Consider the following 26991-nt stretch of genomic DNA (forward strand, 5'->3'; position numbering starts at 1 on the left):
CGCCGTCCGGCGTACCCCCGGCGTGTCAGCGGCCGATCACCGGCAGCGCGGTCAGCCGCTCGTGCCAGCCCCGGGCCGCGGGGAAACGGGCCTTCACCGACTCCGCCGCCCGCTCCCGTACCGCCACCTGCGACTCGCGCAGCCGCAGCAGCGGCTCCAGACCCGGCCGGGCCAGCAGCAGCCGCTGGTTGACCACGGGAGAGGGCCGCCAGTGGTTCTTGTACGCCTCCGCCCCCCGCAGCAGGCTCAGCACCTCACGCCCGCCGTCCGCGGCCTGCTGAGCCACCTCCCGCAGCAGCATCGTCGACACGTCGACCTTCCGCTCGCGCAGCACCGGATCCGCACCGTACAGATAGCCGCCCGCCAGCCGCCCGGACTCCAGCGACAGATTGGACGCCACCACCTCGCCGTTCAGCCGGAACTCGGTCAGGGCCGCCGTACCGTCCCCCACCATCCGGCCCACCGACCGGATCAGGTGGTCCGAGAACCGCGCCCGCAGATGCTCGGGGTTGACCGCCCGGCCCTCCCACTGCCTCTCGTGCAGCCGCAGCAGCGTGCCGATCGCGGCGGGCACCGCGTCCCCCGGAACCCGGCGCGCCTCGACGCCCAGGGCCTCGATCCTGCGCAGCTTGGACCGCAGCCGCTGCCCCCGCGAGCCCGTCAGCCGCGCCACCAGGCCGTCCAGCGGCGCGGCCGGAAGCTCCATGCACGTGGAGTCCGTGAGCCGGCTGCGGGCACCCGTCCACCGCCCGAACAGCAACTGCGCCGACGCGTCCGGCCGGACCTCCCGCAGATCCACCACCGTGTGCCGCGCCGCCCGGTCCAGGCCGCGTCCCAGCGCCCCCACCGCGTACCCGGCCTCCTCCTCGTCCAGCAGGATGTCGAAGAAGTCGGACACCGCACCGCCCATCGGGACGAGCAGCGGCATCGGACGGTGCACCAGCATCAGCGGCGCCGCCCCGATCAGCCGTCCCGCCCGCCGGACCAGCAGCACCCGCAGCCGCCCCTCCTGGCCGTAGGAGATCCACCACGAGTGGAGCCAGGCATGGCTCTGGAACGGGGTGGCGGTGGCACACCGCCGGTGCAGCGCGTCCCACTCGCCGGCCAGCGCGCCGAACTCCCCGAAATCCCGGCACAACGTGACGGCCAGCCCGCCCGCCCGGGGGGCCGTCATCGGACCGCCTCCCGCACGTCCTGGACGGCGCCGCCCCCGACGGTCGGACCGGGCACCTGCGCCGAGACGCTCCACCCCGCCCCGCGCGGCCGGACCAGCAGCACGAGACCGCCCAGCAGTCCGCCCGCCGCCGCCCCCACGGCCGTACCCAGCGGCACGGACGGCGAGACCGGCTGGTCCGGTGTCATCGCGTGGGTGAACTCGATCAGCTTCACTCCGGTGTCCTTCGAGACGTGGCCGCTGCTCACGACGACGGCCTCGATGACCGCGTTGGCGATGTCGGCCGCCTTGCGCCGGTCCTCGGAGACGCCGGTCACCGCGATCATCGGCGAGTCGGGGGAGGTCTCCGACCGCACGTGGGACCGCAGCTCGCGCACCGGCTCGCCCGCCGCGCCCTGCGCGTACGAGAGGGTCGCGTCGCTCGTGGCCAGCCGCCCGTACGACTGGGCGTACCCCAGCGCCGCCGCCGGGTCGGTCTCCCCCTCCGCGACCGCCATCGCGTAACTGGTCGCCTCGTACTGCGGGGAGGCGAACGCACCGTAGGAGAGACCGGACGCGGCGCCGATCAGCACGGAGACGGGCAGCGGCCACCACTGCGGCAGCCGGGTGAGGGCGGTGCGCAGCCGCTGGACGACGAGATGCCGCTGCTGCTCGGGCGAGTCGGTCATGAGAAGGCTCTCCGGTTCGGTGGGGCGGTGTCGAGGGCGTACGCGTACACGTCCATCAGGCGCTCGCTGCTGCGCCTGATGTCGTAGTGGCCGACGGCCCGGGGCGGCGGGCGCCGGTCCGTGCCGGCCTGTATCAACTGCCGCAGCCGGGCCGTCAGCTCCTCGGGGCTCCCGGCGATCCGGGTGGCCCCCGGGGCATGCGCGGCGGGCAGGTCGTCGATGGCCGGGCAGGCGTCGTGGAGCACCGGCAGCCCGGCGGCGAGCGCCTCCACGGCGGCGAGGCCGAAGGACTCCTCGCGGGAGGTGGACACGAACACGTCCAGGGCGCTCAGCAGCGCCGGAACACCGGGGACCGGACCGTCCCCGCCCTCGTCGCACTCCCCGAGGAACCGGACGCGGTCCACCGCACCGAGCCGCAGTGCCAGCGTCCGCAGCGTCCCGGCCTCCCGGCCGCCCCCGGCCAGCAGCAGCCGGGCCCCGGGCAGGGCGGCGACCGCGCGGATCAGCACGTCGAACCGCTTGCCCGGCACCAGCCGGCCGACCCCGCCGACCACGAACGCGTCCTGCGGGATGTCCAGCGCCGCCCGGACCTCCGCCCGGCGCCGGGCGTCGAAGCGGAACCGGTCCGCGTCGATCCCGTTGGGCACCAGCCGGATCCGCTCGGCGGGCACCCCCCAGTCCCGCAGCCGCCCGGCCACGGTGGAGGAGACGGCGACGGTCGCCGCGCCGAGGCGTTCGGTGGAGAGGTAGAGGGCGCGGACGGACCGGGTGAGCGGACGGCCCTCGATCTCGGCGCGCCCCAGGGAGTGCTCGGTCGCCACCGTCGCCCGCGTCCCGGCGAGACGGGCCGCGACCCTGCCGTACACGCACGCCCGGTACAGGTGCGTGTGGACCAGGTCGTAGCGGCCGTCCCGGATCAGCCGGGCCAGCCTCCCCACCGCCGACAGGTCCCGGTTGCCGCGCATCCCGAGGTGGATCACCCGGACCCCGTCCGACCGCAGCTCCTCGGCCACCGCCCCCGGGTTGGTGAGCGTCACGACGTCGCACTCCACCGGGAGGTGACGCAGCAGCAGCCGCAACTGCCGCTCGGCCCCGCCCACCCCCAGCCCGGTGATGACGTGCAGCGCCCTCATCGGGCGCCGCCCGCCCGCGCCGGCCCGGCGGCCCGGAGGCCCGCCCCGGGCGACGCCGCCTGCCGCAGCCCGTGCCGCAGGTCCTTGGCCCACAGCCGCACCCCCCGGTCCGCCTGGCTGATGTGGGTGCGGGGCAGCGCGAACCGGCTGAGCAGCGGCCCCGGGGCCAGCGCGCACGCGTAGCCGTACCCCGCCGTGCGCACGGCCCGGACGACCCGGGGGTCGAGGTGGCCGTACGGGTAGCAGAAGCCCTCCGGGGGCGCGCCCGTGAGATCGCCGATCAGCTCCCGGCTGTGCAGGGTCTCGCGGCGCAGTTCCCCGTCCGGCAGCGCCCTCAGATCCCGGTGGTGGAGGCCGTGCGAACCGACCTCCATGCCCGCCGCGGCGACCCGCCGGACGTCCGCCGGGGTGAGGAGCGGTTTGCGCGGACCCAGCGGATCCCACTCGTTGACGCCGCCCGGCCGTCCCGGCAGGACGAAGACCGTGGCCCGGAAGCCGTGCCTGCGCAGCACCGGCAGCGCCTCGTCGAGGAAGTCCGCGTACCCGTCGTCGAAGGTCAGCCCGACCAGCCCGCGCCACCCCGCGGGGCCCGCGCGCAGCAGCTCGGCCACCCCCACGCCTCTGAGGCGCCGGCTGCGCAGCCAGGACAGCTGCTCGTCGAGCCGCCCGGGGGAGACGGTGATGCCGTACGGGTCGTCGTCCGGGTCCGCCACCGAGTGGTAGGTGAGGATCCACGGCTGACGGCGGGCGTGCGGGTGGAGCCGGGACGGGGGACTGTCGGCGCAAGGCGCCGGGAAGTCAGCGGCCATCGAGGAACCTCCGTCGGATGAGTGCCAGCAGGGAGACGGCCTCGGGGGAGCGCAGGGCGAGGCCGGTCGTGAAGAAGACGGCGGGAACGAGGAGGCATCCGGCGGCCAGACTCGCCACCGGGTCCGCGACGAGGGGGGCGCATGCCCAGCCGGCCGCGCCCGCCGCCAGCGACGCCCCGGCGAGCCGGCCCAGCGAGAGCGCCACGGCACGGGCCCGGATGGGGACCACCCGGGGGCCGAGGCCCATCAGGAGCAGCAGGGCGGTCGTGCTGATCCCGAGCGCGTTGGCGGTCGCGATCCCGTCCACGCCGAAGCGGTACGTCAGCGCGTACCCGGCTCCCATCGTCACCAGCAGCCCGGTGCCCATGGCGAACGCCGGGAACCAGGTGGGCCGCCCCGCCGAGAAGAACGGCCGGCTCAGCGCTCCGACCAGGCAGTGCCCGAGCAGCCCCAGTGCGTAGACCCGCATGACCCGGGCGGTGGAGTCGGTGTCGGAGGCGTCGAACGCGCCGCGCTGGAAGAGCACTTCGATGATCTGGGGCGCGTAGCCGAGGACGACGGCCGCCCCGAGCAGCACCACCGTCCCGGCCAGCGCGAGGTCGCGCTCGACCCGGAGCCGGGCCTCCTCCCGCTCTCCGGCGGCCATGGCCCGCGCGACGACCGGGAAGGTCACCGTGCAGATCATCAGCGACAGCACCATCGGCAGCTGGGCGACCTTCTGGGCGTAGTTCAGGTGCGAGATCGCGCCCGCCGGCAGCGTGGAGGCGAGGAACCGCTCCACCAGCACCTGGGACTGACGGCCCACCACGAACAGGATCACCGGGGCCAGCACCGCGAACCCCAGCGGCGGAGCGGTCCGCGCGGCCCGCTTCCCGATCCGTCCGAACCGGGGCCGCCGGGGGCGTCCGGGCGGCGCCAACCGCAGGAACACGGGCAGTTGGGTGAGGATCATCAGGACGCTGCCGATCGCGACCCCGGCCGCCGCTGCCCGCACCCCCCACGCCGCGTGCAGGGCCAGCGTCGTCGCGATGATGCCGATGTTGTAGGCGGCGTAGACCCCGGCGGGCGGCAGGAAGCTGCGGTGCGCGCGCAGGGCGGCGCTGAAGTAGCCGGTGATCCCGAAGGTGAGGACGGTGACGGCGGTCAGCCGGGTGCAGTCCACCGCGAGCCGGGGGTCGGCGAGCCCGGGGGCCAGCACGCCCACGACCGCGGGCGCGCCCAGGACCAACAGCCCCGCCCCGCCGGCGAGCAGCAGGAGCAGCCGGGGGAGGGTGGCCGCGACCAGCTCCCGTACCGGGTCGGGAACCGGACCGTCCGCGACGGCCGCCCGTCCGGGACGCAGCTCCGCGGTCCCGTTCTCCCTCCGGGCGGCCGCCGGCCCGACGGCCTCGTCCCGTCGGCTCAGGGCGAGGCTGAAGGCGGGGACGAGGAGCAGGGCCATCCCGTCCTCGATCAGCAGCGTCGCCGCCATCTCCGGTACGGTCCAGGCGATCAGGAAGGCGTCGCTCGCGTCGCTCGCCCCGAAGTACCGGGCGATGGCCTGGTCCCGCACCAGACCGAGGGCGGCCCCCAGCACGGTCAGCACCGCCGTCGCCGCTGCCGCGCGGGCGAGGAACGACCCGAGCCGGGGCGGCCCGCCGCTCGCCGTCCCGGGCGCGGCGCCGGGGGGGCGGGGCGCGCCGGGGCCCGCCCCGGGGGCCCGGGGCGGGGGAGGGGCGTCCGCCGGGCGCACCGGGGCCCCGGCGCCCGGGCCGGTGTCGTTCACGCGGTGCTCCCCCGGTCCGGTTCGGCCAGCGCCCACCAGGCGGCCAGCCCCAGCACGATCCCGCTCAGCACGGTGGTGGGCCCGCCGATGTCCGCGTACAGGAAGTCGACGCTCTGCCAGACCATCAGGGCGACCGCCGCCAGCCCGCAGTCAACGGCGGCGCCCCCGCGCGAGCGGGCGAGGCGCAGTCTGCGGACCGCGCCGACCAGGATCGCCGCCCAGCTGCCGACGAGGGCGGTCAGACCGATGAGGCCCTGCTCGCCGAGGACGAGGAGATACATGTTGTGGGGGGAGAGGAGGGCCTGCCTGCGGAACTCCTGGCCCGCCCCGGCCGTGTCACTGCCGGAGGAGAGCCCGATGGAGGCGTGTCCGTCGCGGTGGGCGGGGAAGCCCTTGAGGCCGACGCCGGTGACGGGCCGCTCGCGCCACATCGATCCCGCCGCGCTCCACATGGCGTACCGGTCGCTGACCGACCGGTCCGGGGCCCGGGTCACCTGGGTCACGCTGGCCGCCCGGTCCGCGATCATCTCCGACCCCACGCCGAACCCGCCGACCAGCACCACGCCCGCCGCCCCGAGCACGGCCAGCGACGTCAGCGCCTGCCGCCGTCCGGCCAGCGCGAGGGCGACCAGGAGCGCGACGCCCGTGGCGATCCACACGCCCCGGCTGAACGACAGCGTCAGCGGCACGACCAGTGCGGCGGCGACGACGGCGGCGCACGGCCGCAGCCAGGCCGGGGCGCTGTGCGGCGCACGCAGGGCGCAGGCCGCGGCGGCGAGCAGTCCGTAGGCGACGACGGTGGCCATGCCCATGATGTCGCCGGGGCCGAAGGTGCCGACCGCCCGGACGTCCTCCCCCATGTACGAGGCGCCGGTGCCGGTGACGTACTGGTGGACGCCCGTGACGCCCTGGACGACCGCCAGGAGGACGAGCGAGCCGGCCACGACCCGGAACCCGTACGCGTCCCGGAGCAGCAGGACCACCGCCGTCGGCACCAGCACGAAGACCTGGAGGTAGCGGACGAGGCCCGGCAGGGCCGCCGCCGGGTCCGCCGCCGCGACCGCCGCCACCGCGAACCCCACCGCGGGCAGGCCCAGGACCAGCGCGGCGGTGGCGCTCAGCGGGCGGCTGCGCAACCGCAGGAGCCGGCCCGCGCACACGAGCACCGCCACGCCCGACGCCAGGTCGGCCGGACCGCCACCGCCCGACGCCCCGTACGGCAGGGCGGGCAGCAGGACGGTCGCGACCAGGGGCAGCAGCGGCCAGCGGTTCCGCCGGCCGCCCCACCGGGAACGGGGGAGCGCGCCGGGCCCGGACGAAGCCGGTGCGGGCGGGGTGAGGACTGCCGCCATGGTCAGCTGCCTCCGAGCCGGAACAGGGAGCCCGCGGTCCGCACCAGCACGCACGCGTCCTGCCACAGCGACCAGGTCTCGATGTAGTGGTTGTCGAAGCGGGCCCGCTCCTCGATCGAGGTGTCGCCGCGCAACCCGTTGACCTGGGCCAGCCCGGTGATGCCCACGGGCATCCGGTGCCGGGCCTGATAACCGGGGTGGGCACGGCTGAACTGCGCGACGAAGTACGGGCGTTCGGGGCGGGGGCCGACCAGGCTCATGTCGCCGCGCAGTACGTTCCACAGCTGCGGCAGCTCGTCGAGGGAAGTCCGCCGCAGCGCCCTGCCGACCCGGCTCATCCGCTCGTCGGACGCGACGTTCCAGCGGGTGGCCGACTCCTGGGCGTCGGCGGGCCGGAGCGTACGGAACTTCAGCAGCACGAAGACGCGTCCGTGCCGGCCGACGCGCTCCTGCCGGAAGATCACCCCGGGGCCGTCGGAGAGCCGTACGGCCAGGGCGCAGGCCGCCATCACCGGGGCCGCGAGCAGCAGGCCGAAGGCGGCGAGGACGGCGTCCACCGCCCGCTTCGCCGCGTGGCCGAAGGGGCGGTCCGTCCCGTCGCGCAACGGCCGGGCGGTAAAGCCCCACAGGTGGTCGGGGCGGCGGCCCGCCGGGGCGGACGCCGCGCCGCCCGGTCCGCTGACCAGCCACACCCGGCAACCGTGCCCGGTGAGCAGGGAGAGGAGGGCGGGACCGTCCGGCACCGTCTCGGGCGGGGCCGTGAACACGGCGTGCCGCACGCTGTTCTGCACGACGGCCCGCCCCACCTCCTGGGGCGAGAGCAGGACCGGGAGTGAGGCGGCGGCGGAGCTCCCGGCCCGTTCCTCGTCCCCGGCCCCCGGAGCCGCGACCAGGCCGACCGGCCGCAGCCCGTAGGCGGGGTGGTCGAACAGCGCGGCCGCCACCTGGCGGGCCTGCGGGCCGTGGCCGACGACCAGCGTGGACAGCGGGCGGCGGACGGCGGCCCGCCGCCGCGCCCGGTACACCGCCGCGCGCCCCGCACAGCCCAGCGCGGCCTGCGTACCGGCTCCGTACGCGAGGACCGTCCAGCCGATCGCCTGCTGCGGGGCCCAGGCGCCCAGCACCTGCATGGCCAGGTACCACTGGAGGAGGGCGAGGCCCAGGAACGCGGGCAGTTCGGAGAGGACCGAGGGGGACAGCCGCGTCCGGTACAGGCCCCGGTGGGCGAGGAGGAGGATCTGCGCCACCGCCGGGAGGGCCGCCAGCGGCCGGGGCAGGGCGGCCGGGGCGAGGAGGACGAACGCCGCGGCCGCGGCCAGGGCGTCCACGCACAGCAGCGGGGCGAGCCGGCCGCACCGGAGGGGCCGGCGGCCGCCGGGCCGCACCTGCGCCCCGCCACCGCTTCTGCGCGGCGGGTGGACCGTGTGAGCCTGCACGGCCGTTGCCTGGCCGGCTCCGGGGGCCGGTGCACTCTCCATCGTCATCGCTCGGTGCGCTTCCTCGTCGTGGGGACGGACATACCGGCAAGTTCCTGGTAGAGGCCGGCAATCGCCCCGGCGGTCCGTCGGACGTCGAAGGCCGACCGGGTGTGGCGCAGGACCCGGTGGGACACCTCCTCGCGCAGTCCGCGGTCGGTGAGCAGCGCGGTCAGCGCCCCGGCCAGCGCCGCCGGGTCGTCCGGCGGTACGAGGCAGTACTCCTCCTGGCCCGGGGGCAGGCTCTCGCGCGCCCCGTTCACATCGGTCATCACCACGGGGCGGCCGCAGGCCATCGCCTCCAGCGGGGCCAGGGCCATGCCTTCCCAGCGGGAGGGGAGGACCAGGACGTCGGCGGCGTGGAGCCAGGGCCGGACGTCCTCGCACGCTCCGGTGAACAGCACGCCCGGCGGGGCCGCCCCCTCCAGCGCCTCCCGGTCGGGCCCGTCGCCCACCAGCACCAGCCGGGCCCCGGCCACCCCCATCCGGCGCCAGGCCCGCAACAGGACGTCCTGGCCCTTCTGGCGGGTCAGCCGGCCGACGCAGACGACCAGCGGGGCGTCGTGGTCGCCGTCCTGCCGGAAGGGCAGCGAGGCGCGGGCCTCCGCCCGGAGCGCGCGGCCGCCGGGGCGGAAGCGGTCGAGGTCGATGCCGTTGTGGACGACCGACCAGCGCGCGGCGATGCCCGCCTCCTGGCCGGTGCGGCGCTCGGACTCGCTGACGCACAGGATGCGATCGGCCCAGCGCGCGCCGAACCGCTCCCAGCCGAGCGCGAGTCCGGCGGTGCTGCCGTCGACGGCCTCGAACGACCAGGCGTGCGGCTGGAACACGGTGGGGATCCGGCCGCGCACCGCGATGCGGCCGGCCAGCCCGGCCTTGGCGCTGTGGGCGTGCACCACGTGCGGGCGGCTCGCGCGGACGATCCGGCGCGCGGCGGCGACCTCGCCGGCCAGCCCCGGGCCCGGGGCGCGGGTGGCGTGCCAGCCGTGCACCTCGGCGCCGGCCTTCGCCGCCCCCCGGGCCAGCGGGCTTCCGGGCGGGCAGGCCACCACGGGGCGCAGTCCGTACCCGGCCTGGGCCCTGACGAGATCGGTGACCACCCGGGCCACTCCGCCGTCCACGGGCTGAACCAGGTGAAGGACCGTCAATTGTCTTTCCTCGGTACGACGCATGTGCAGCACGCACGGCTCTCTTCGCTCAATCCGGTGAGTAAAGCCGAGGTGCACTTTGGCAGATATATGGCGAAATCGTGCGTTTGACTCGCTCATACGACCACATGGGGATTGCGCGTGCAGATGGGCCGTCCGGGTGGCCGCGCGAGGGGGGCGGCAGGGGGACCGGGCCCCTGCGGGGGCCGGGGCGCGAGGGTTTCGAGAGGTCTGCCGGGCGCGTCGGGGCGGCGGTTCCGCACGGACGGCGCCGGTGGTGCCGCCGGCCTTTTCCGGCGGGGCGCACACCACCGTTCGCCGCAGTGGATGGCCGCACCATCCATCATCGGGCCGCGCCGTGGGGCCCGGGGCCGCGGTGCGGTGGCCGAAACGCCGGAGGCGCCCCGGACGGTGTCCGAAGCGCCCCCGGCGGCGAGCCGCGCGGACCGCGGGTCAGCCGGTGCGGTCCACGAGGTACGGAACCAGCGTGAGCAGCTCCTCCCGCGCGTCCTCGGCGAGCGGTACCCGGTCCAGGCAGAGGCGGGCGGCGGCCAGGTGCTCGTGCGCCTCGGCGACCGCGGCCGCCCGGCCGCCGGCCTCCTCGATCAGGTCCGCAGCGCGCTGTGCCGCCAGGTCGTCGAGGGGCACGGCGGAGGAGAGCAGGGCGTCCAGGCGCCGGGCCGCCGGATGGCCGGCGGACAGGGCCGCGAGTACCGGGTAGGTCTTCTTGAGCCGCCGCAGATCGCTGTGCACCGGTTTGCCGGTCACCTGCGGGTCGCCCCAGATCCCGAGGAGGTCGTCCACCGCCTGGAACGCCACGCCCACGTGACGCCCCGCCAGCTCCAACGCCTCGACGACGGCCTCCGGGGCCCCGGCCAGCTCCGCTCCCAGGGCCGCGGCGCAGCCGAGCAGGGATCCCGTCTTGTGGGTGGCCATCGACCGGTACTCGTGCGGCAGGACCGCTCCCGGCCCGCTCCACGGCCGCGACTCGAAGAGCAGGTCCTGCGCCTGACCGCGCACCAGGTCGCCCAGGGCGCGCGCCAGGTGGCGCACCGCTGCCGGGCCGCCCGGACCCGGGGCCTCCGCCAGCGTGGAGACGGCCAGGGCGAACAGGGCGTCCCCCGCGAGGACCGCCGGCCCCGTGCCGTACGCCTTCCAGAGCGCCGGCCTGCGGCGCCGGGTCTCGTCGCCGTCCATGATGTCGTCGTGGATCAGCGAGAAGGTGTGGATCAGCTCGACGGCCACCGCGCCGGGGACCGCCTCCGCGGCGTCACCGCCCGCGGCCCGCGCGCCGAGCACCGCGAGCGCCTGGCGGACCCCCTTGCCCTGCGATCCGGGCCCCGGCTCGCCGTCCGTCCCGCGCCAGCCGAGCGAGAACGCCGCCGCCTCCGCGTGCCAGGGGTGCAGCCGGCCCACCGCCTCCACCATGGCCGGGCGCACCAGCTCGCGGCACCGGTCCAGAATCTGCGGGGCGCTCGCCCGGCGGGTCGTGGAGAGCGTCATCGGCGGCCGTCCCCGGCGGCGGCCGACACGGGCTCCACGCCCAGTTCGGCGTACGCCTTCTCGACCATCTCCCGGGCGTTCAGCAGTCCGATCCGGTCGAGCCTGCCGCGCAGTTCGTCCAGTTCGGCGGCGGTGGCGCCGCGGTCCCGGCCGAGCCGGGCCCGCGCCTTGACCAGCCCGAGCGAGGCCAGCGCCTCGCCGCGGGGCTCGTCCATCGCGCGGAACTCGCCGAGCGCCTGCTCGTAGACCTCGCGCGCCTCCTCGTACCGTCCGGCGCGGAAGAGCACGTTGGCCCACATCTTGTGGTTGTACGCCAGCGCGCTGGAGAGGTTCATCTCCCGGCAGGCGACCTCGGCCTCGGAGAGCAGACCGAGCGCGCGGGCCGTCGCCCCGTCCCGGAGGGAGACGATGTCGGCTATGCCGCGCAGCGCCCAGGCCCGGCCCCGGCGGTCGTCCGCCTCGCCCGCCAGCGCCGCCGCCTCCTCGAACATCTCCAGGGCCGAGTCCAGTGAACCGGTGTTGCGGTGGATCTGCGCGATGCCCTCCAGCGCCCAGACGGTGTGCCGGGCTTCGCCCCGGGCGCGGGCCTCGGCGAGCAGTTGCTCGTGCAGCGTGGCGACGGTCGCGTAGTCGCCCTGGATCCGCCCGGTCTCGGCCAGGCCGGCCAGCGAGTAGCCGCGGGCCACCACGTCGCCGCCCCGCTTCCCCGCCTCGGCGGCGAGGCCGAGCAGCCGGAACGCCAGGCGCAGCGAACCGCGTTGACGTGCCAGCGTGCCGCCGCTCCACAGTGCCCAGGCCATCGCCCCGGTGTTCCCGGCCGCCCGCGCGGCCCGGTAGCTGGCCTTCCAGGCCCGGTCGGCCTCCGCCACCTGCCCGAGCCTGCGGTGCGCCTCGGCCACGGCGAGCCCCGCGCGCGCCACCTCCTCCTGCGATCCGGAGCATTCGGCCAGCCTCAAGTGGCGTACGCCTTCGGCCAGTACATCGGTGAGGGAGGCGTTCACCGACATCTTGGTGAGCGCTCCCTGGTACTCGGGCGCCAGTGCCTTGGTCTGCATGGGTGCCTTCCGCGCGGTGCCGGGCCCGGAGCGAAGCGACTATACCCTCTGTGTATACATGGAGAGAATAGTCAGCTGGTCGTGCAGGCCCGCGGCATGTGGGGGTGGGGCCGCCGCTCGTCGTGTGCGGCGAACCGTCCTGTCGACGATCAAGACGGCAGTCGGGCGCGGGGGGTTGCTCGGGCGGCCCAGGTCGTTCCGGGCCGCCCCGCATATGGACCGTTACGTCCGCTCCGTGCGCCGCAGCCGATGGCGTACCGCGCGCCGGGCCACCGGGCCCAGCTCGTCCAGCGCTCCGGCCAGCGCGGCGAGCTGCTCCAGCGCCCCGAAGGCCCTCTGAGCCCCCTGCGGATCGACGCCCTCGTAGAGTTCCAGGCCCACGAACGCCCCCGTCACGGCCCGCGCCAGCCCCACCGGGTCGGCGAATTCGCCGAGCGGCGAGTCCGCCAGCACCCGGGTCAGGACCTGCTCGATCTCGGCGGTCCACAGGTCGAGTCCCGCCGCCGTCGCGGGCGCCAGCCGGGGCTGGGTCTGCGCTCCGGCGAGGAGTTGGGCGAGGAAGGCGACATGGCCGCCCTCGCGCTCCTCCTCGTGCAGCTCCCGCCCGAACCGCAGCAGCTCGGCGAGGGTGGTGACGGCGGCGAACCGGTCGCGGTGGCGGGCGACGCGCTGCTCCGCGCCGTACCGGCAGGCCGCCGCCAGCAGCTCGTCGACCGAGCCGAAGTGATAGAAGACCAGCGCCTGGTTGACCCCGGCCGCCGCCGCCACCGAGCGGGCCGAGGTCTTCGCGATCCCCTGCGCGGCGAGGGTGCGCAGCGCACCCTCCAGGAGCTTCGTGCGGGTGTCCGGGCCGGCCGCGCCGCCCTTCGCGCCGATGTTTCCCGCGCCCCCCGTCACGCCCGCGCCTCTTCACGGACCGGGCGCAGGCCCGCACGCACACCGTGGCGCAAGGCGTCGACATAGCGGGCGCGGAACGTCCCCTCGTACCCGAACAGCGGGCCGAAGCGGCGGTTGGCCACCGAGACCCGGATGCGGAAGCGGCCCGTGGCGTCGTCGAAGGACTCGCGGACCTCGGCGTCGCCGCCGATCAGGTGGGGGACCCGCACGTCGACGGGGCCCTCGCGGAAGCGGTGCTCCCCGGACCGGATCAGCAGGGAGCCGTCGGGCTCCGCCGTCAGCCGCAGGTCGGTGGCCAGGTGCTGGTGGGTGCCCAGGTAGTCCAGTACGCAGGACCGTTCGGGGCTGTGCACCATCGTGGCGTCGAAGCGGCGCACCCCGCCCGGCAGGGCGAACGTCCGGACGAAGGTGACCGTCTCCCGGCCGAAGGCGTCGGTGTACGGCACGTTCTCGATGGTGAAGGGAACGTTCCGGCCGGTCTTCGGCACCAGGATGTTGCGGGTGGCCCCCAGGGCGAGGAACGGCTTCACGAAGGCCCGGCCGTGCCAGATCCGGTCCATGGAACCGCGCCCCACGCACGCCTCCCCGCTCTCCAGGCCGACCGAGAAGCGCCGTCGCAGCTGAGGGTGGAGGCGCTCGAAGTCGGCTCCCATCGCACGGGCGAAGATCGAGGTCACGGGCGTTCCAGACGGGTGAGGAGGGACGGGGCGGGGGCCGGCCGGCCGACCGGGCGGCGCAGGCAGCGCCGGGCGGCGGGGGTGAAGGGGGCCGGGGGCACGAACAGCGCGGCCAGAACGGCCGGCGCCGCCGCCGCAGGACCGAAGGGGAGGGCCGCCGCCACCAGGAGGACCCGTGCCGCCGCCTCCAGGAGGGCGTACGCCAGCGACCGGGCCGGGGTGACGCCGCGCTCGCACCACAGCCGCAGCCGGTCGAAGGACCACGCGGTCGCCCACCCCATCAGCGGACGGAACGCCCACCGGTCCGCGACCGCGCCGAAACGGCCCCACCGGGTCCGGTAGTCGTACCCGGTGAGGAAGCGGACGCCCTCGGCGGTGGGGACGTAGCGCCAGTACCCGCTGCCCTCGGCCAGCAACGACAGCCGCTCGGCGGACGCGAAGCGCAGGGCCGACACCCGCTCGCCGTCGGCCCGCAGCCGCTCGCCCGCGCTCGTCCCGGTCCCCGACACGGTCAGGAAGGGCAGCACCCGGGTCGCGTACCGGAACCGCCGCGCGCCCTCCGGCGGGCCGGGCAGCGGGCTGATCGCGGTGAACCGCAGATCCCACCGTTGATGCTGTGCGGGCTCCTGGGTCCGCTCCCACAGGACGTCGGGATCGGTGCGGATCAGCGCCTCTATGTACAGCCCCATGCCCGCCCCCGTTCGACGCGCGGGGTTGAGCGAGTGCTCAACCCCTGCGTCGGGAGGCTACCAGAGGGTTGAGCGAGTGCTCAAACACCCCTCGAACGGCGGCCCGCGACGGGCGGGGTGAGGACGCCCGCGCTCGAATGGACGGATGACGGCGCCCCCGGACGACTGCCTCGCCCGCAACGAGTGGATCTGCGGGGAGTACCTCTCCAGCCGCCGCGAGATCCTGGTCGACGCGGTCCTGCAACACCTCCAGCTGACGGCCGCTTCGGTGGTCCTCGCCCTCCTGATCGCCGTCCCCCTGGCGCTCGCCGCCCGCCGGTGGCGCCGGGCGGCCGGACCGGTGCTCGGACTGACGACCGTCCTCTACACGATCCCGTCGCTGGCGATGTTCTCGCTGCTGCTGCCGCTGTACGGACTCTCCGCCGCGCTGGTGATCGCCGGCCTCGTCCTGTACTCCCTGACCCTGCTCGTCCGCAACATCCTGGCCGGGCTCCGAGCCGTCCCCGAGGAGACCCGGCAGGCCGCACGCGGCATGGGGTACGGCCCGCTGCGCCTGCTGCTCGCCGTCGAACTGCCGCTCGCCCTGCCCGCCGCGCTGGCCGGGCTGCGCATCGCCACCGTCTCCGCGGTCTCCCTGGCCACCATCGGGGCGATCGTCGGCCACGGCGGACTCGGCAACCTCATCTACTCCGGCATGAACACCTACTTCAAGGCCCAGGTGCTCACCGCCTCCGTCCTCTGCGTCCTCATCGCCGTCGCCGCCGACCTGCTGCTCCTGGGCGCGGGACGGCTGCTGACCCCCTGGACCCGGAGGCAGGCGTGAACGCTCGCGTACGACGGGCGGGCGCGCGGCCGCCCCGGAAGAGGAGACCGGCGTGAACACCCTCTCCGCCACCTGGTCCTGGCTCACCACCGCCGCCCACTGGTCCGGCCCCGACGGCGTCTGGCACCGGCTCGGCGAACACCTCTACCTCACCGTCGTCTGCCTGCTCATCAGCTGCCTGATCGCTCTGCCCGTCGCCCTGGTCCTCGGCCACCTCGGCAAGGGCGGCGCCCTCGCCGTCAACATCTCCAACGTCGGGCGGGCCGTGCCCACCTTCGCCGTCCTGGTCCTGCTGCTGCTCACGCCCATCGGTACGTACGGGCAGTGGCCGACGATCATCGCACTCGTCCTGTTCGCCGTACCGCCGCTCCTCACCAACGCCTACGTCGGGATGCGCGAGGTCGACAGAGACGTCGTACGGGCCGCCCGGGGCATGGGCATGACCTGGCGCCAGATGCTGCTGGGCGTCGAACTGCCGCTCGCCCTCCCGATGATCCTCACCGGCGTGCGGACCGCCGCCGTCCAACTGGTCGCCACCGCCACCATCGCCGCGCTGGCCGGCGGCGGAGGGCTGGGCCGGATCATCACCGCCGGCTTCAACCTCGCCTCCACCCCGCAGGTGGTGGCCGGAGCGATCCTGGTGGCCGTCTTCGCGCTCCTGGTGGAAAGCCTCTTCGAGGCCGGTCGGCGGATCGTGCCGCAGCGCGGCCGGGAGGCCGCGTGAACCGCGTGCGCCGGGCGCTCGCCGCGCTGGCCCTCCTCGCCGCCACCGCCTGCGCCGGCGGCCCGTCCCTGGAGAACCGGGGCGCGGCCACCGCTCCGTCCGGCGACGGCGGGGAGCTGACCGTGGGGTCGGCCGGGTTCACCGAGAGCGACCTGCTGGCCCAGTTGTACGCCCTGCTCCTGGAGCACGCCGGATACTCCACCGACCTCATCTCCGTCACCAACCGGGAGATCTACGAACCAGCCCTGGAGAACGGCCGGATCGACGTCGTACCGGAGTACGCGGCGACCTTCGCCGACTGGCTGAACGCCAAGGCCCGCGGCGCCGACGCGGAACCGGTCGGATCGCCCGACCTCGCCACCACCATGAAGGCGCTCCGCGCGCTCGCCGCCCCCCGCGGTCTGACCGTCCTCGACCCCGGCCGGGCCGTCGACCAGAACGCTTTCGCCGTCACCGCCGCCTACGCGAGGAAGCACGGCCTCAGGACCCTGAGCGACGTGGGCGCGGCGAAACTGCCCGTACGCCTCGCGGCGGGCGACGAGTGCGTCCAGCGCCCCTACTGCGCCCCCGGCCTGCGTACGACGTACGGCATCGACGTCGTCGCCGTCGACCCGAAGGGCGTCGGCACCACCCAGGCCAAACAGGCGGTCCAGAGCGGTCAGGACCAGATGGTCCTGACCACGACGACCGACGCCACCCTGGACCAGTTCGGTCTGGTGCTCCTGGAGGACGACAAGAAGCTCCAGAACGCGGACTACGTGGTCCCCGTCGTCAACCGCGCCCACGTCGGCGGCGCCGGGGTGCGCGACGCCCTCGGGCGGCTCAACACCGTGCTGACCACCGCCGACCTGGCGTCGATGAACGAGCAGGTCGACAGCTGGCGCAGGCTGCCCGAGGACGTCGCGCGCGGCTACCTGGAGTCGAAGAAGCTCCTCCCGAAGGGCTGAGCTCCTGAGGGTTCAGGCGCCGGGCGGCGCGGGCGGCCAGGGCACCTCGGTCAGCAAGGGCACGAGGTGCTTCTCCTCGTAGTCGAGGTGGGCGGTCAACTCCTCCGTCATCCGAGCCAGTTCCGCCCGGAAGCGGTCCGGCTCCGCGAGGGCCGCACCGGTGAGGTGGGCGGCGAGCGCCGCCTGCACCGCCCGGATGCTTCGGTGCTCCTTCCGCAACCGCTCGAAGACGGGCCCCAGATGGGGGTGGTGGCCCTCCATCGCGGGGAACACATGGCCGTCCTCGGCCGTGTGGTGGAACTGCAGCGCCTGGCAGAACTCCAGGCAGCGCTGCCGGATCTGCAGACCGAGCGGCGGGGCGGGCGGCTGCCCGTCGTCCGGCCGTCCGGCGTCCCGGTGGGCGGCCCGTGCGGCGATGTGGGCCTCGGTCTCGGCGTACACGTGGCGCAGTTGGCCGCGCAGCCAGGTGTGTACCTCCACGATCTTGTCCGCGAGGGTGGCGGCCGCGGGGGCCGCCGCCTCGGAACCGGAGGGCTGGGTGGCAGGGTGCAGGGGAATTCTGGGTCTCCCGGAAGGAAGCGGGCGCACGGGGCCCGCGGACGGAACAGAGGTCGGACGGGGGGGACGCGCCGATGGGCGCGGTCCCGAGCGGACTGCTCAGAGGCAGGGGGCGATGAGTCGGCTCATGGCGGCTTCCCTGGGTGAAGGTGTCGGCTCGACTGCCGGCCGGCCCAGATCTCTTTGGCCGACGTCGCGCCGCACCCGCCCATCACAACCCGGACGGCGTCCGGCTGTCAACGCGCTCCGGGGGAGCGGCACAGCCGCGCACCGGCGGCGGCGGGCCGGACGGCACGGAAAACACGTTGCCCGCCCCGGGCAGGGCTGCGACGCTTCCGGCCATGCCCGCAGCCCACGGCGCCCTGCCGCCCCCGACGCCGTCGTCCTCCTCCGGTTCGCCCTCCGTGGAGGCGCTCTTCTCGCGCGGCCGCCTGGTCGCGATCCCCCGCAGACCGGCCCGGCGCGAGCAGTTGCTCACGCACCTCGCCGAGACGCTGTTCGAGCCGGAGCGCTCGTACACCGAACGCGAGGTCAACGAGGCGCTGCTCACCGTCCACGAGGACTGTTCCGCGCTGCGCCGCTATCTGGTCGTCGCCGGGCTGATGGTGCGGACCCGGGACGGCGCCGACTACCGGCGCGGACGCTGACCGGGCGCTTCCGCCGCCCGCGGCGCCTCCCTCGGCGGAGGGCGCCGGAGCCCGGCCGGGGGTGCGCCTCCGGGCCGCTCCGGCGGCGGCGCCCCTCTCCGGGCCTCCGGCTCGGCCCCCAAGTCACCGCTGCGCCGTCGGCCTCGAAGGCGCCGGGGGCCGGGGCGCCGAGGGGTCAGGCGTCCGACACGGAGTCGAACTCCACCTCCTCGCGCCCCACGCCCTGGGCGTCCGCGTCCACCGACCGGCGCAGCGCCTCGTGCAGCTTCGCCGGGGTGAGGACGCCGAGGAACAGGCTCCCGTCCAGCACCGCCACCCACCCCGCGTCGTACTGGAGCATCTCGCTGAACGCCTGCTTCAACGGCGCGCCCACCGGCACCCACGCGTCCATCCGGCGGGCGAGCGCGCCCACCCCCTCGGCCTCCCCGGCCGGCCGCAGCGCGTCCGCCGACACCCACCCGTGCAACTCGCCCGCACGGTTCAGCACCACCGCCCACCGGGCCCCGGCCGCCGCCAGCCGGGCCGCCGCCTCCCGGGCGGGCTCCTCCACGAGGGCCACCGGCGGCTCCTCCAGGTCCTCCGCCTCGATCGCGGTGACCGACAGCCGTTTCAGCCCCCGGTCCGAGCCGACGAACCCGGCCACGTACGGGGTCGCCGGGGTGCCGAGCACGGCGGCCGGGGTGTCGAACTGCTCGATGCGCCCCTCCCCGTACACCGCGATCCGGTCGCCCATCCGCACCGCTTCCTCGATGTCGTGCGTCACCATGAGCACCGTCTTGCGCACCCGCCGCTGGAGCGCCAGGAACTCGTTCTGCAGCCGCTCCCGCACCACCGGGTCCACCGCGCCGAACGGCTCGTCCATCAGCAGCACCGGCGGGTCCGCCGCGAGCGCCCGCGCCACGCCCACCCGCTGGCGCTGGCCGCCGGAGAGCTGCGCCGGATACCGCGATCCGTACGTCGCCGGGTCCAGGCCCACCAGGTCCAGCAGTTCCGCCGCCCGCTCCCGGGCCCGCGCCCGCTTCCAGCCGACCAGCGCCGGGACGGTCGCGGTGTTGTCCAGGACGGTCCGGTGCGGGAAGAGGCCGACCTGCTGGATCACGTAGCCGATCCGGCGGCGCAGCTTCACCGGATCGACCCCGGCGATGTCCTCGCCGCCCACCAGGATCCGGCCGGAGGTCGGCTCGATCAGCCGGTTCACCATCATCATGGTGGTCGTCTTGCCGCAGCCGGACGGGCCCACCAACGTCACCAGCTCCCCCTCCGCCACCTCGAAGGACAGCCCGTCGACCGCTGTCGTCCCGTCCGCGTAGACCTTGCCGACCTGCTCGAACCGGATCATGCCTGAACGCTAGAAGGGGCCCCGCCGCACCGCACACCGACCGGGCCCGTACGAGGCACGCCCCCTTCGCCGGACCGGGACGGCCGTGTGCTGGACTGGCCCTTCCGCCCGATCGGTCCCCTCCGATCGGTCCCCCCGATCAGCCCGCACCCCGCATTCAGGAGTCCCCCGTGAGCAGTTACCGGCAGCCCGGTGTCGTCCTCACCGACCGGCGCTTCACCGTGCCCCTCGACCACGGCGACCCCGGCGGCGAGCAGATCGAGGTCTACGGACGGGAAGCGGTCGCCGCCTCGCGGGCCGGCGAGGAGCTGCCCTGGCTGGTCTACCTGGAGGGCGGCCCCGGCTTCGGCGCACGCCGCTTCGTCGGCGCCGAGGCCTGGCTGGGCCGGGCCCTGCGCGACTTCCGGGTGCTCCTGCTCGACCAGCGCGGCACCGGCCTCTCCACCCCGGCCAACCGGCAGACCCTGCCGCTGCGCGGCGGCCCGCGCGAACAGGCCGACTACCTCGCCCACTTCCGTGCCGACTCCATCGTCCGCGACTGCGAACTGATCCGGCCGCAGCTCACCGGCGGAGCGCCCTGGACCGTCCTCGGCCAGTCCTTCGGGGGCTTCTGCGCCGTCCGCTACCTCTCCGCCGCCCCGGAAGGGCTCAAGGAGGTCCTGATCACCGGCGGCCTGCCCGCGCTCGACGGACACGCCGACGACGTCTACCGCGCCGCGTACCCGCGCATCGAGCGGAAGGTCGCCGCCCACTACGCCCGCTACCCGCAGGACGTCGGGCGTGCCCGCGCCATCGCCGCGCACCTCGCCGACCACCGGCCCGAGAGCGGCGGCCACCGGCTCACCCCGGAGGGCTTCCAGTCGCTCGGCATCCTGCTCGGCTCCGGCAGCGGCAGCCACCAGCTCCACTACCTGCTGGAGAACGCCTTCGTCCGCACCCCGCACGGCACGGAACTCTCCGACGCCTTCCAGGAGGCGGTGCGCACCGCCTCCTCCTTCGCCGGGCACCCGCTCTACGCCCTGCTGCACGAAGCCATCTACGGGCAGGGCGAGCGCCCCACGGCCTGGGCCGCAGAGCGCGTACGCGGAGAGTTCCCGCAGTTCGACGCGGCGGCGGCGCTGGCGGGCGAGGGCCCGGTCCTCTTCACCGGGGAGACCATCCACCCCTGGCACTTCGACGTCGACCCGGCGCTGCGCCCGCTCCGCGAGACCGCCGAACTGCTGGCGCGGCGCACCGACTGGCCCGTGCTGTACGACCCCGAGCGGCTGGCCGCCAACGAGGTGCCGGTCGCGGCGGCGGTCTACCACGACGACATGTACGTCGACACCGCCGACTCGCTGCGCACGGCGGCGGCGATCCGGGGGCTGCGGACCTGGGTGACGAACGAGTACGAGCACGACGGGGTACGGGCGGGCGGCCCCCGGGTCCTGGACCGGCTGCTGGCCCTGGTACGCGACGAGGTGTGACGGGGCGGACCGCCCTCGGGCCCGTCCGGCGAGAAGCACACGCCCGCCCCGGCCGCCGCTCGCCCCCCGGTCGGGGCCGATGGCGGCGGGGCCCCGGACGACGGGCTCAGCGCTGGAGTTCCGCCAGGGTGGCGTCGAGGTCGCCGACGGCGCGCGAGGGCCGGTTGTGCGGCAGTTTCGACAGGGCCGCCGCCATCCCGCAGGTGTTGCTGACCGCCGAGTACACCAGCCCCGCGCCGACACCCGCGGAGAGCCAGCGCGCCGCCGGGAAGCGGAGGCCCGCCACCAGCCCGGCCACCACCAGGGAGCCCGCCGCGAGCCGCACCTGGCGCTCCATGGGCCAGATGGCGCGGGCGCCCGCGGGACGGTCCAGGCCGCGGCCGTCGCCCTCCCAGGCCGAGGTGCCGCCGGTCAGCGTCACGGCCTCGATGTCCGCGCCCGCCAGGATCTCGCAGGCCCGGGTGGAGCGGACCCCGGAGGCGCACACCAGGAGCAGCGAGCCGCGCGCGGAGGCGGACTTGAGCGCCGGCAGCGCGTCCGGCAGCTTGTCGAGCGGGATGTTCAGGGCGCCGGGAACGTGGCCGGAGGCGTACTCGCCGGGCGCCCGCACGTCGATGACGGTGAACTCCTCCAGACGGGCTGCGGCCTGGGCGGGGGAGAGGGAGGAGGGGGTGGGCACGAGGAGGTTCCTTTCGTTCGCCGGGGCGGTGGGGGGAGGGGGCCCTCCCGTCGGGAGACGGCCCCTCCCGTCCGGACCCGGACCTGGACGGCCCGGCTCGTGTCCGAGGCGGGCCGCCACCGGCCTCCAGCGTCGCACGCCCCGTACCGCCACCGGGCCCCGGCGGGGCCGCCCCCGGTCCCGGACCGGTCCCGGACGTGGGGGCCCCCCCCCCCCCCCCGCCCCCCCCGCCCCCCCCCCCGGGCCCCCCCCCGGGCCGGGCCGGGGGGCGGGGGCGGCGGGCAGCCCCCCCCCCCCCCCCCCCCACAGCCCCGGGGGGGCCCCCCCCCGGCCCCGGCCCGGCCCCGCCGGGGTCCCCCCCCCGGGCGCCGGGCCGCCCCGCCCGCGGGTGCGGGGAACACGTCCGGGCGTGGCGGGGGCTTTCGCCGGTGTGCCGCCCCGGCCCCGGCGGTCCGTACGGGAGCCCCTGCCGCCGCGGCCGCCCCCCGGTAGCCTGCCGGTATGGCCCCGCAGCGTCTCGAACCCATGCCCGGCGACTGGCAGCGCGCCCTGGCCGTGGTCGCCCACCCCGACGACCTGGAGTACGGGGCGGCCGCCGCCGTGGCCGAGTGGACCGACGGGGGACGCGAGGTCGTCTACCTGCTCGCCAGCCGCGGCGAGGCCGGTATCGACACTCTGCCGCCCGAGGAGTGCGCCCCGGTCCGCGAGCGGGAGCAGCGGGCGAGCGCCGCCGTCGTCGGCGTGCGGACCGTGGAATTCCTGGACCACCGCGACGGCGTGATCGAGTACGGCGCCGGGCTGCGCCGGGACATCGCCGCCGCCATCCGCCGTCACCGCCCCGAGCTGGTGGTCACCCTCAACCACCGCGACACCTGGGGCGGGACCGCCTGGAACACCCCCGACCACCGCGCGGTCGGGCGAGCCGCGCTGGACGCGGTGGCCGACGCGGGCAACCGCTGGATCTTCCCGGACCTCGCAGACCAGGGCCTCCGGCCGTGGGACGGGGTGCGCTGGACCGCCGTGGCCGGCAGCGACCGGCCCACGCACGCGGTCGACGCGACCGCCGGTCTCGAACGCTCGGTCCGGTCGCTGCTGGAGCACCGCACGTACATCGAGGCGCTGACCGAGGAGGACCCGGAACGGTACTGCCGGACCTTCCTGACGGGCATGGTCCAGGCCGCCGCCGAGCGGTTCGGCGGACGGCCGGCGGTCCCCTTCGAGGTCTTCGCCCGCTAGGGCGTGTCCGGCGGATCTTGACCGGGTCCACGACGCCCGGCACAGCACCTCGCGGCGTTGCCGAAACGCCCGAATCGCTCCGCGATGCAGGCATTCCAGCGCCTTGCGATGCACCGCACCAGACGCCGCGGCCTCTCCGATCCTGATCCGCCGGACACACCCTGGAGCCCGGCGCCGCGCTTTGGCGGGTTGACAAACCGGATTGCCGATTCTGCAATGGCCGGATGAAGGAACACGACCGGGACGACCCGGAACTGGACGCCGTCCTCTCCGGCGTCGGACCCCGCCTGCGCCGGCTGCGCAAGGAGCGCGGGGTCACCCTCGCCGCCCTCTCGGCCGCCACCGGTATATCCGTCTCCACGCTCTCCCGGCTGGAGTCCGGCGGCCGTCGCCCCAGCCTGGAGCTGATGCTGCCGATCGCCCGCGCCCACGAGGTGCCGCTCGACGACCTCGTGGGGGCCGCCCCGGTCGGCGATCCCCGGGTGCGGGCCAAGCCGATCGTGCAGCACGGACGGACCATGCTGCCGCTGACCGCCCGGCCCGGCGGCCTCCAGGCGTACAAGCTGATCCAGGAGCCGGGCGGGGGGCCGCCGGAACAGCGCACGCACGAGGGGTACGAGTGGCTGTTCGTGCTCTCCGGGAAGCTGCGGCTGCTGCTGGCCGAACACGATCTGGTGCTGGAGCCGGGGGAGGCCGCCGAGTTCGACACCCGGCTGCCGCACTGGTTCGGCCCGGCCGAGGACGAGACGGTGGAATTCCTCAGCCTGTTCGGGCCGCAGGGCGAGCGGATGCACGTACGGGCGAAGCCCAAGCGGGCCTGAGGGCGGAGGCCCCCGGCGGGCGGATCGAGGTGTTCCCAGATCGGCAAGCGACCGCTTAGTATGCGGGCGGCAGTGGTAACGCCGACCGCTCGGGCGGTTGACGCCGACAGTGTTGTGGAGGCCCCTCATGCAGGCATGGCGCGTACACCGGAACGGCGAGCCGGGCGAGGTGATGCGGCTGGAGGAGACCGACCGGCCCACGCCCGGCGACGGGCAGGTGCTCGTCGAGGTCCGCGCGGCCAACGTCAACTTCCCCGACGCCCTGCTCTGCCGGGGCCAGTACCAGGTGCGGCCCCCGCTGCCGTTCACCCCGGGCGTCGAAGTGTGCGGCGCCACCGAGGACGGGCGGCGCGTGCTCGCCACCCCGGCCCTGCCCCACGGCGGCTTCGCCGACTTCGTCGTCGCCGACGAGGCGGCCCTGCTGCCCGCCCCCGACGCCCTGGACGACGCGGAGGCGGCCGCGCTGCACATCGGCTACCAGACCGGCTGGTTCGGCCTGCACCGCCGCGCCCGCCTCCAGCCCGGCGAGACCCTCCTCGTCCACGCGGCGGCGGGGGGCGTCGGGAGCGCCGCCGTCCAGCTCGGAAAGGCGGCCGGGGCGAAGGTCATCGGGGTCGTCGGCGGACCGGAGAAGGCGGCCGTCGCGCGGGAACTCGGCTGCGACCTGGTCGTCGACCGGCGGAGCGAGGACATCGTCGCCGCCGTGAAGGAGGCCACCGGCGGGCGCGGCGCGGACGTCGTCTACGACCCGGTCGGCGGCGACGCCTACGCCAAGTCCGCCAAGTGCGTCGCTTTCGAGGGGCGCATCCTCGTCGTCGGCTTCGCCAGCGGCGCCATCCCCACGCCGGCCCTCAACCACGCCCTGGTGAAGAACTACTCCGTCGTCGGGCTCCACTGGGGCCTCTACAACGCCAAGGACCCGGCCGCCGTCCGCGCCTGCCACGACGAGCTGACGAAGCTCGCCGCGCAGGGCATCGTCAAACCGCTGGTCAGTGAGCGTGTCGCGATGGCCGGAGCGGCCGACGCCGTCCAGCGCGTCGCCGACGGTACCAGCACCGGCCGCATCGTCGTCCTGCCGGGAGGCGCCCGATGAGCCCCGCGACCGACGCCGCGGAGGTCCGTCGCCGTACCCGCGAACTGCTCGCCGCACACCCGCCCGCCGCCACCGACCGCACCGACTTCCTCAAGGCCCGCTTCGACGCCGGGCTCGCCTGGGTCCACTACCCGGTGGGACTCGGCGGGCTCGACGCGCCCCGCTCCCTCCAGCAGGTGGTGGACGCCGAACTCGCCGCCGCCGGGGCGCCCGACAACGACCCGCGCCGCATCGGCATCGGCCTCGGCATGGCCGCCCCCACCATCCTCGGCTTCGGGACCGACGAGCAGAAGCGGCGCTTCCTGCGGCCGCTGTGGGTGGGGGAGGAGGTCTGGTGCCAGCTGTTCAGCGAACCCGGCGCCGGATCCGACCTCGCGGCCCTCGCCACCCGGGCCGTCCGGGACGAGGGCGGCGACTGGATCGTCGACGGCCAGAAGGTGTGGACGTCCAGCGCCCACCTGGCCCGCTGGGCGATCCTCATCGCCCGCACCGACCCCGGCCTGCCCAAGCACCGGGGCATCAGCTACTTCATCTGCGACATGACCGACCCCGGCGTCGAGGTCCGGCCGCTGCGCCAGATCACCGGCGAGGCCGAGTTCAACGAGGTCTTCCTCACCGGCGTACGCATCCCCGACAGCCATCGCCTCGGCCCCGTCGGCGAGGGGTGGGAGGTCGCCCGGACCACCCTGATGAACGAGCGCGTCTCCATCGGCGGCTCCCGCATCCCCCGCGAGGGAGGCATGATCGGCCCGGTCGCGAAGACCTGGCGCGAACGCCCGGAACTGCGCACCCCCGACACCCACCAGCGCCTGCTGACCCTCTGGGTGGAGGCCGAGGTCGCCCGGCTCACCGGCGAGCGGCTGCGCCAGCAACTCGTCGCCGGGCAGCCGGGCCCCGAGGGCTCGGGCATGAAGCTCGCCTTCGCCCGGCTCAACCAGCAGATCAGCGGCCTGGAGGTCGAACTCCTCGGTGACGAGGGCCTGTTGTACAGCGACTGGACCATGGTCCGGCCGGAGCTGGTCGATTTCACCGGACGGGACGCGGGCTACCGCTACCTGCGCTCCAAGGGCAACTCCATCGAGGGCGGCACCAGCGAGGTCCTGCTGAACATCGTGGCCGAACGCGTCCTCGGGCTGCCCGCCGAACCCCGCAACGACAAGGACGTCGCCTGGAAGGACCTGAGCCGATGACCGCCCCCGCCCAGCCCGCCGCCACCCCCGACCTGCTCTACTCGCAGGACGAGGAGGACCTGCGCTCCGCCGTCCGCGCCCTCCTGGCCGACCGGGCCGCCGCGCCCGCGGTGATCGCCGCCACCGAGTCCGGCACGCCGTACGACCCGCAGCTGTGGGCCTCCCTCGCCGGGGGCATCGGCGCGGCCGGGCTCCTCGTCCCGGAGGAGTTCGGCGGCCAGGGCGCGTCCCACCGCGAGGCCGCCGTGGTCCTGGAGGAGCTGGGCCGCAGCGTGGCTCCCGCCCCCTACCTGACCAGCTCCGTCGTGGCCACCGAGACCCTCCTCGCCCTGGGCGGTGGGGACGGGCCCGCCGCGGCCCTCCTGCGTGAGCTGGCCTCCGGGGCGCGTACGGCCGTGCTCGCCGTGCCCTTCGCGACCCCGCCCGCCGGCCCGGGCGCGCCGCTGGGCTCACTGGACGGAACGGTGCGCGGCGTGGCGGACGCGCAGGCCGCGGACGTCCTGCTGGTGCCGACCGCCGAAGGGCTGTACGCGGTCGAGGCGTCGGACCCCGGCGTCACCGTGGAACCGCTCGTCCCGCTCGACCTGACGCGCCCCCTCGCCGCCGTCACGCTGAACGGGACGGCCGGAACCCCGCTGGCCGACGCCGCCGCGGGCGCCGCCGCCGTACGGCGCGGTCTGCTCGCCGGGGCCGGTCTGCTCGCCTCCGAACAGCTCGGCCTCGCGGAGTGGTGTCTGACCGAGACCGTCCGGTACACCCGTGAACGCCACCAGTTCAACCGGCCCGTGGGGTCGTTCCAGGCGCTCAAGCACCGGATGGCGCAGCTCTGGCTGGAGGTCGTCTCGGCCCGCGCCGCCGCCCGCAACGCGGCGGACGCGCTGGCGACCGGCGGCTCCGACGCCCCGCTCGCCGTCGCGGTCGCCCAGGCGTACTGCTCGGGCGTCGCGGTCCACGCCGCCGAGGAGTGCGTCCAGCTGCACGGCGGCATCGGCATGACCTGGGAGCACCCGGCGCACCTGTACCTCAAGCGGGCCAAGGCCGACTCCCTCGCGTACGGCACGGCGGGAAGCCACCGCCGGGCCGTCGCGGAGCTGGCGGAGCTGCCGGCCCCGTAGACGGACAC

At 75.5% G+C, this 26991-nt stretch carries 25 protein-coding genes and 1 pseudogene; 10 read left to right on the plus strand and 16 right to left on the minus strand.

All coding sequences use genetic code 11. The features are described from left to right. Nucleotides 1-25: 25 nt before the first annotated feature. From ACH4K1_RS18525 to ACH4K1_RS18585, 13 genes are all read right to left on the minus strand, one after another. Complete coding sequence (locus ACH4K1_RS18525; RefSeq protein WP_398090358.1) at nucleotides 26-1174, minus strand: GNAT family N-acetyltransferase; 1149 nt, start codon at nucleotides 1172-1174, stop codon at nucleotides 26-28. Continuing rightward, nucleotides 1171-1842 (minus strand): lipopolysaccharide biosynthesis protein, encoded by a 672-nt coding sequence (locus ACH4K1_RS18530; protein ID WP_398090359.1) that lies wholly within the window; start codon nucleotides 1840-1842, stop codon nucleotides 1171-1173. The genes ACH4K1_RS18525 and ACH4K1_RS18530 overlap by 4 nt, the downstream gene beginning before the upstream one ends. Continuing rightward, a complete protein-coding gene (locus tag ACH4K1_RS18535) occupies nucleotides 1839-2975 on the minus strand; it encodes a glycosyltransferase (protein WP_398090360.1) in 1137 nt (378 codons plus the stop codon). The genes ACH4K1_RS18530 and ACH4K1_RS18535 overlap by 4 nt, the downstream gene beginning before the upstream one ends. Next, nucleotides 2972-3784, minus strand: a complete 813-nt coding sequence (locus ACH4K1_RS18540; protein WP_398090361.1) for a polysaccharide deacetylase family protein — start codon at nucleotides 3782-3784, stop codon at nucleotides 2972-2974. The genes ACH4K1_RS18535 and ACH4K1_RS18540 overlap by 4 nt, the downstream gene beginning before the upstream one ends. After that, nucleotides 3774-5549 (minus strand): murein biosynthesis integral membrane protein MurJ, encoded by a 1776-nt coding sequence (murJ, locus tag ACH4K1_RS18545; RefSeq protein WP_398090362.1) that lies wholly within the window; start codon nucleotides 5547-5549, stop codon nucleotides 3774-3776. Before murJ ends, ACH4K1_RS18540 begins: the two co-directional genes overlap by 11 nt. Next, nucleotides 5546-6901, minus strand: coding sequence for an O-antigen ligase family protein (locus ACH4K1_RS18550; RefSeq protein ID WP_398090363.1), 1356 nt, complete (start codon nucleotides 6899-6901; stop codon nucleotides 5546-5548). The genes murJ and ACH4K1_RS18550 overlap by 4 nt, the downstream gene beginning before the upstream one ends. 2 nt (nucleotides 6902-6903) lie before the next feature. Further along, entirely contained in the window at nucleotides 6904-8385 is a 1482-nt protein-coding gene (locus tag ACH4K1_RS18555; RefSeq protein ID WP_398090364.1) for a sugar transferase, read from the minus strand. Next, complete coding sequence (locus ACH4K1_RS18560; RefSeq protein ID WP_398090365.1) at nucleotides 8382-9557, minus strand: glycosyltransferase; 1176 nt, start codon at nucleotides 9555-9557, stop codon at nucleotides 8382-8384. Before ACH4K1_RS18560 ends, ACH4K1_RS18555 begins: the two co-directional genes overlap by 4 nt. 420 nt (nucleotides 9558-9977) lie before the next feature. Then, the gene (locus ACH4K1_RS18565; RefSeq protein ID WP_398090366.1) at nucleotides 9978-11027 is read right to left on the minus strand and encodes a polyprenyl synthetase family protein; all 1050 of its coding nucleotides are present in this window, start codon (nucleotides 11025-11027) and stop codon (nucleotides 9978-9980) included. Further along, nucleotides 11024-12082 (minus strand): tetratricopeptide repeat protein, encoded by a 1059-nt coding sequence (locus tag ACH4K1_RS18570; protein WP_398090367.1) that lies wholly within the window; start codon nucleotides 12080-12082, stop codon nucleotides 11024-11026. The genes ACH4K1_RS18565 and ACH4K1_RS18570 overlap by 4 nt, the downstream gene beginning before the upstream one ends. A 222-nt stretch (nucleotides 12083-12304) precedes the next feature. Further along, nucleotides 12305-12979 (minus strand): TetR/AcrR family transcriptional regulator, encoded by a 675-nt coding sequence (locus ACH4K1_RS18575; protein ID WP_398090368.1) that lies wholly within the window; start codon nucleotides 12977-12979, stop codon nucleotides 12305-12307. Beyond that, nucleotides 12976-13656: a DUF4166 domain-containing protein gene (locus ACH4K1_RS18580; RefSeq protein WP_398090369.1), complete on the minus strand. Its 681-nt coding sequence runs from the start codon at nucleotides 13654-13656 to the stop codon at nucleotides 12976-12978. The genes ACH4K1_RS18575 and ACH4K1_RS18580 overlap by 4 nt, the downstream gene beginning before the upstream one ends. Then, nucleotides 13653-14345 carry a hypothetical protein gene (locus ACH4K1_RS18585; protein WP_398090370.1) on the minus strand — a complete coding sequence of 231 codons (693 nt, stop codon included), beginning with the start codon at nucleotides 14343-14345 and terminating at the stop codon, nucleotides 13653-13655. The genes ACH4K1_RS18580 and ACH4K1_RS18585 overlap by 4 nt, the downstream gene beginning before the upstream one ends. A 145-nt stretch (nucleotides 14346-14490) precedes the next feature. Here ACH4K1_RS18585 and ACH4K1_RS18590 point away from each other — a divergent pair, with 145 nt between their 5' ends. Genes ACH4K1_RS18590 through ACH4K1_RS18600 form a run of 3 tightly spaced genes read left to right on the plus strand, consistent with a single transcriptional unit; the run spans nucleotide 14491 to nucleotide 16839 of the window. Further along, nucleotides 14491-15168 (plus strand): ABC transporter permease, encoded by a 678-nt coding sequence (locus tag ACH4K1_RS18590; RefSeq protein WP_398090371.1) that lies wholly within the window; start codon nucleotides 14491-14493, stop codon nucleotides 15166-15168. Between the two features lie 52 nt (nucleotides 15169-15220). Next, nucleotides 15221-15892, plus strand: coding sequence for an ABC transporter permease (locus ACH4K1_RS18595; RefSeq protein ID WP_398090372.1), 672 nt, complete (start codon nucleotides 15221-15223; stop codon nucleotides 15890-15892). Further along, on the plus strand, nucleotides 15889-16839 hold the full coding sequence (locus ACH4K1_RS18600; protein ID WP_398090373.1) for an ABC transporter substrate-binding protein: 951 nt from the start codon (nucleotides 15889-15891) through the stop codon (nucleotides 16837-16839). Before ACH4K1_RS18595 ends, ACH4K1_RS18600 begins: the two co-directional genes overlap by 4 nt. A gap of 12 nt (nucleotides 16840-16851) precedes the next feature. Here the strand turns inward: ACH4K1_RS18600 and ACH4K1_RS18605 are convergent. Further along, a pseudogene (locus ACH4K1_RS18605) lies at nucleotides 16852-17358 on the minus strand (hemerythrin domain-containing protein); the annotation flags it as partial. 380 nt (nucleotides 17359-17738) lie between these two features. On the opposite strand from ACH4K1_RS18605, the gene ACH4K1_RS18610 reads away from it, so the two are divergent. Beyond that, nucleotides 17739-18044, plus strand: coding sequence for a DUF2087 domain-containing protein (locus ACH4K1_RS18610; protein WP_398090374.1), 306 nt, complete (start codon nucleotides 17739-17741; stop codon nucleotides 18042-18044). 175 nt (nucleotides 18045-18219) lie between these two features. Here the strand turns inward: ACH4K1_RS18610 and ACH4K1_RS18615 are convergent, their stop codons facing one another. Next, nucleotides 18220-19383, minus strand: a complete 1164-nt coding sequence (locus ACH4K1_RS18615; RefSeq protein WP_398090375.1) for an ABC transporter ATP-binding protein — start codon at nucleotides 19381-19383, stop codon at nucleotides 18220-18222. 170 nt (nucleotides 19384-19553) lie between these two features. Here ACH4K1_RS18615 and ACH4K1_RS18620 point away from each other — a divergent pair, with 170 nt between their 5' ends. Then, a complete protein-coding gene (locus ACH4K1_RS18620) occupies nucleotides 19554-20849 on the plus strand; it encodes an alpha/beta fold hydrolase (protein ID WP_398090376.1) in 1296 nt (431 codons plus the stop codon). 106 nt (nucleotides 20850-20955) lie between these two features. Here the strand turns inward: ACH4K1_RS18620 and ACH4K1_RS18625 are convergent, their stop codons facing one another. Then, a complete protein-coding gene (locus ACH4K1_RS18625) occupies nucleotides 20956-21528 on the minus strand; it encodes a rhodanese-like domain-containing protein (protein WP_398090377.1) in 573 nt (190 codons plus the stop codon). Nucleotides 21529-22029: 501 nt separating this feature from the next. On the opposite strand from ACH4K1_RS18625, the gene ACH4K1_RS18630 reads away from it, so the two are divergent. The 5 genes from ACH4K1_RS18630 (at nucleotide 22030) to ACH4K1_RS18650 (ending at nucleotide 26983) form a co-directional block, all read left to right on the plus strand. Beyond that, complete coding sequence (locus ACH4K1_RS18630) at nucleotides 22030-22764, plus strand: PIG-L deacetylase family protein (RefSeq protein WP_398090378.1); 735 nt, start codon at nucleotides 22030-22032, stop codon at nucleotides 22762-22764. Between the two features lie 224 nt (nucleotides 22765-22988). Beyond that, entirely contained in the window at nucleotides 22989-23585 is a 597-nt protein-coding gene (locus ACH4K1_RS18635) for a helix-turn-helix domain-containing protein (RefSeq protein ID WP_073770667.1), read from the plus strand. 127 nt (nucleotides 23586-23712) lie between these two features. Next, the gene (locus ACH4K1_RS18640; protein ID WP_398090379.1) at nucleotides 23713-24678 is read left to right on the plus strand and encodes an NADPH:quinone oxidoreductase family protein; all 966 of its coding nucleotides are present in this window, start codon (nucleotides 23713-23715) and stop codon (nucleotides 24676-24678) included. Next, nucleotides 24675-25868, plus strand: a complete 1194-nt coding sequence (locus tag ACH4K1_RS18645) for an acyl-CoA dehydrogenase family protein (protein WP_398090380.1) — start codon at nucleotides 24675-24677, stop codon at nucleotides 25866-25868. Before ACH4K1_RS18640 ends, ACH4K1_RS18645 begins: the two co-directional genes overlap by 4 nt. Beyond that, nucleotides 25865-26983 carry an acyl-CoA dehydrogenase family protein gene (locus tag ACH4K1_RS18650; protein ID WP_398090381.1) on the plus strand — a complete coding sequence of 373 codons (1119 nt, stop codon included), beginning with the start codon at nucleotides 25865-25867 and terminating at the stop codon, nucleotides 26981-26983. Before ACH4K1_RS18645 ends, ACH4K1_RS18650 begins: the two co-directional genes overlap by 4 nt. Nucleotides 26984-26991 lie beyond the last annotated feature (8 nt).

It is taken from the genome of Streptomyces sp. NPDC017448, from assembly GCF_044330565.1.
In the GTDB taxonomy this organism is placed as follows: domain Bacteria; phylum Actinomycetota; class Actinomycetes; order Streptomycetales; family Streptomycetaceae; genus Streptomyces.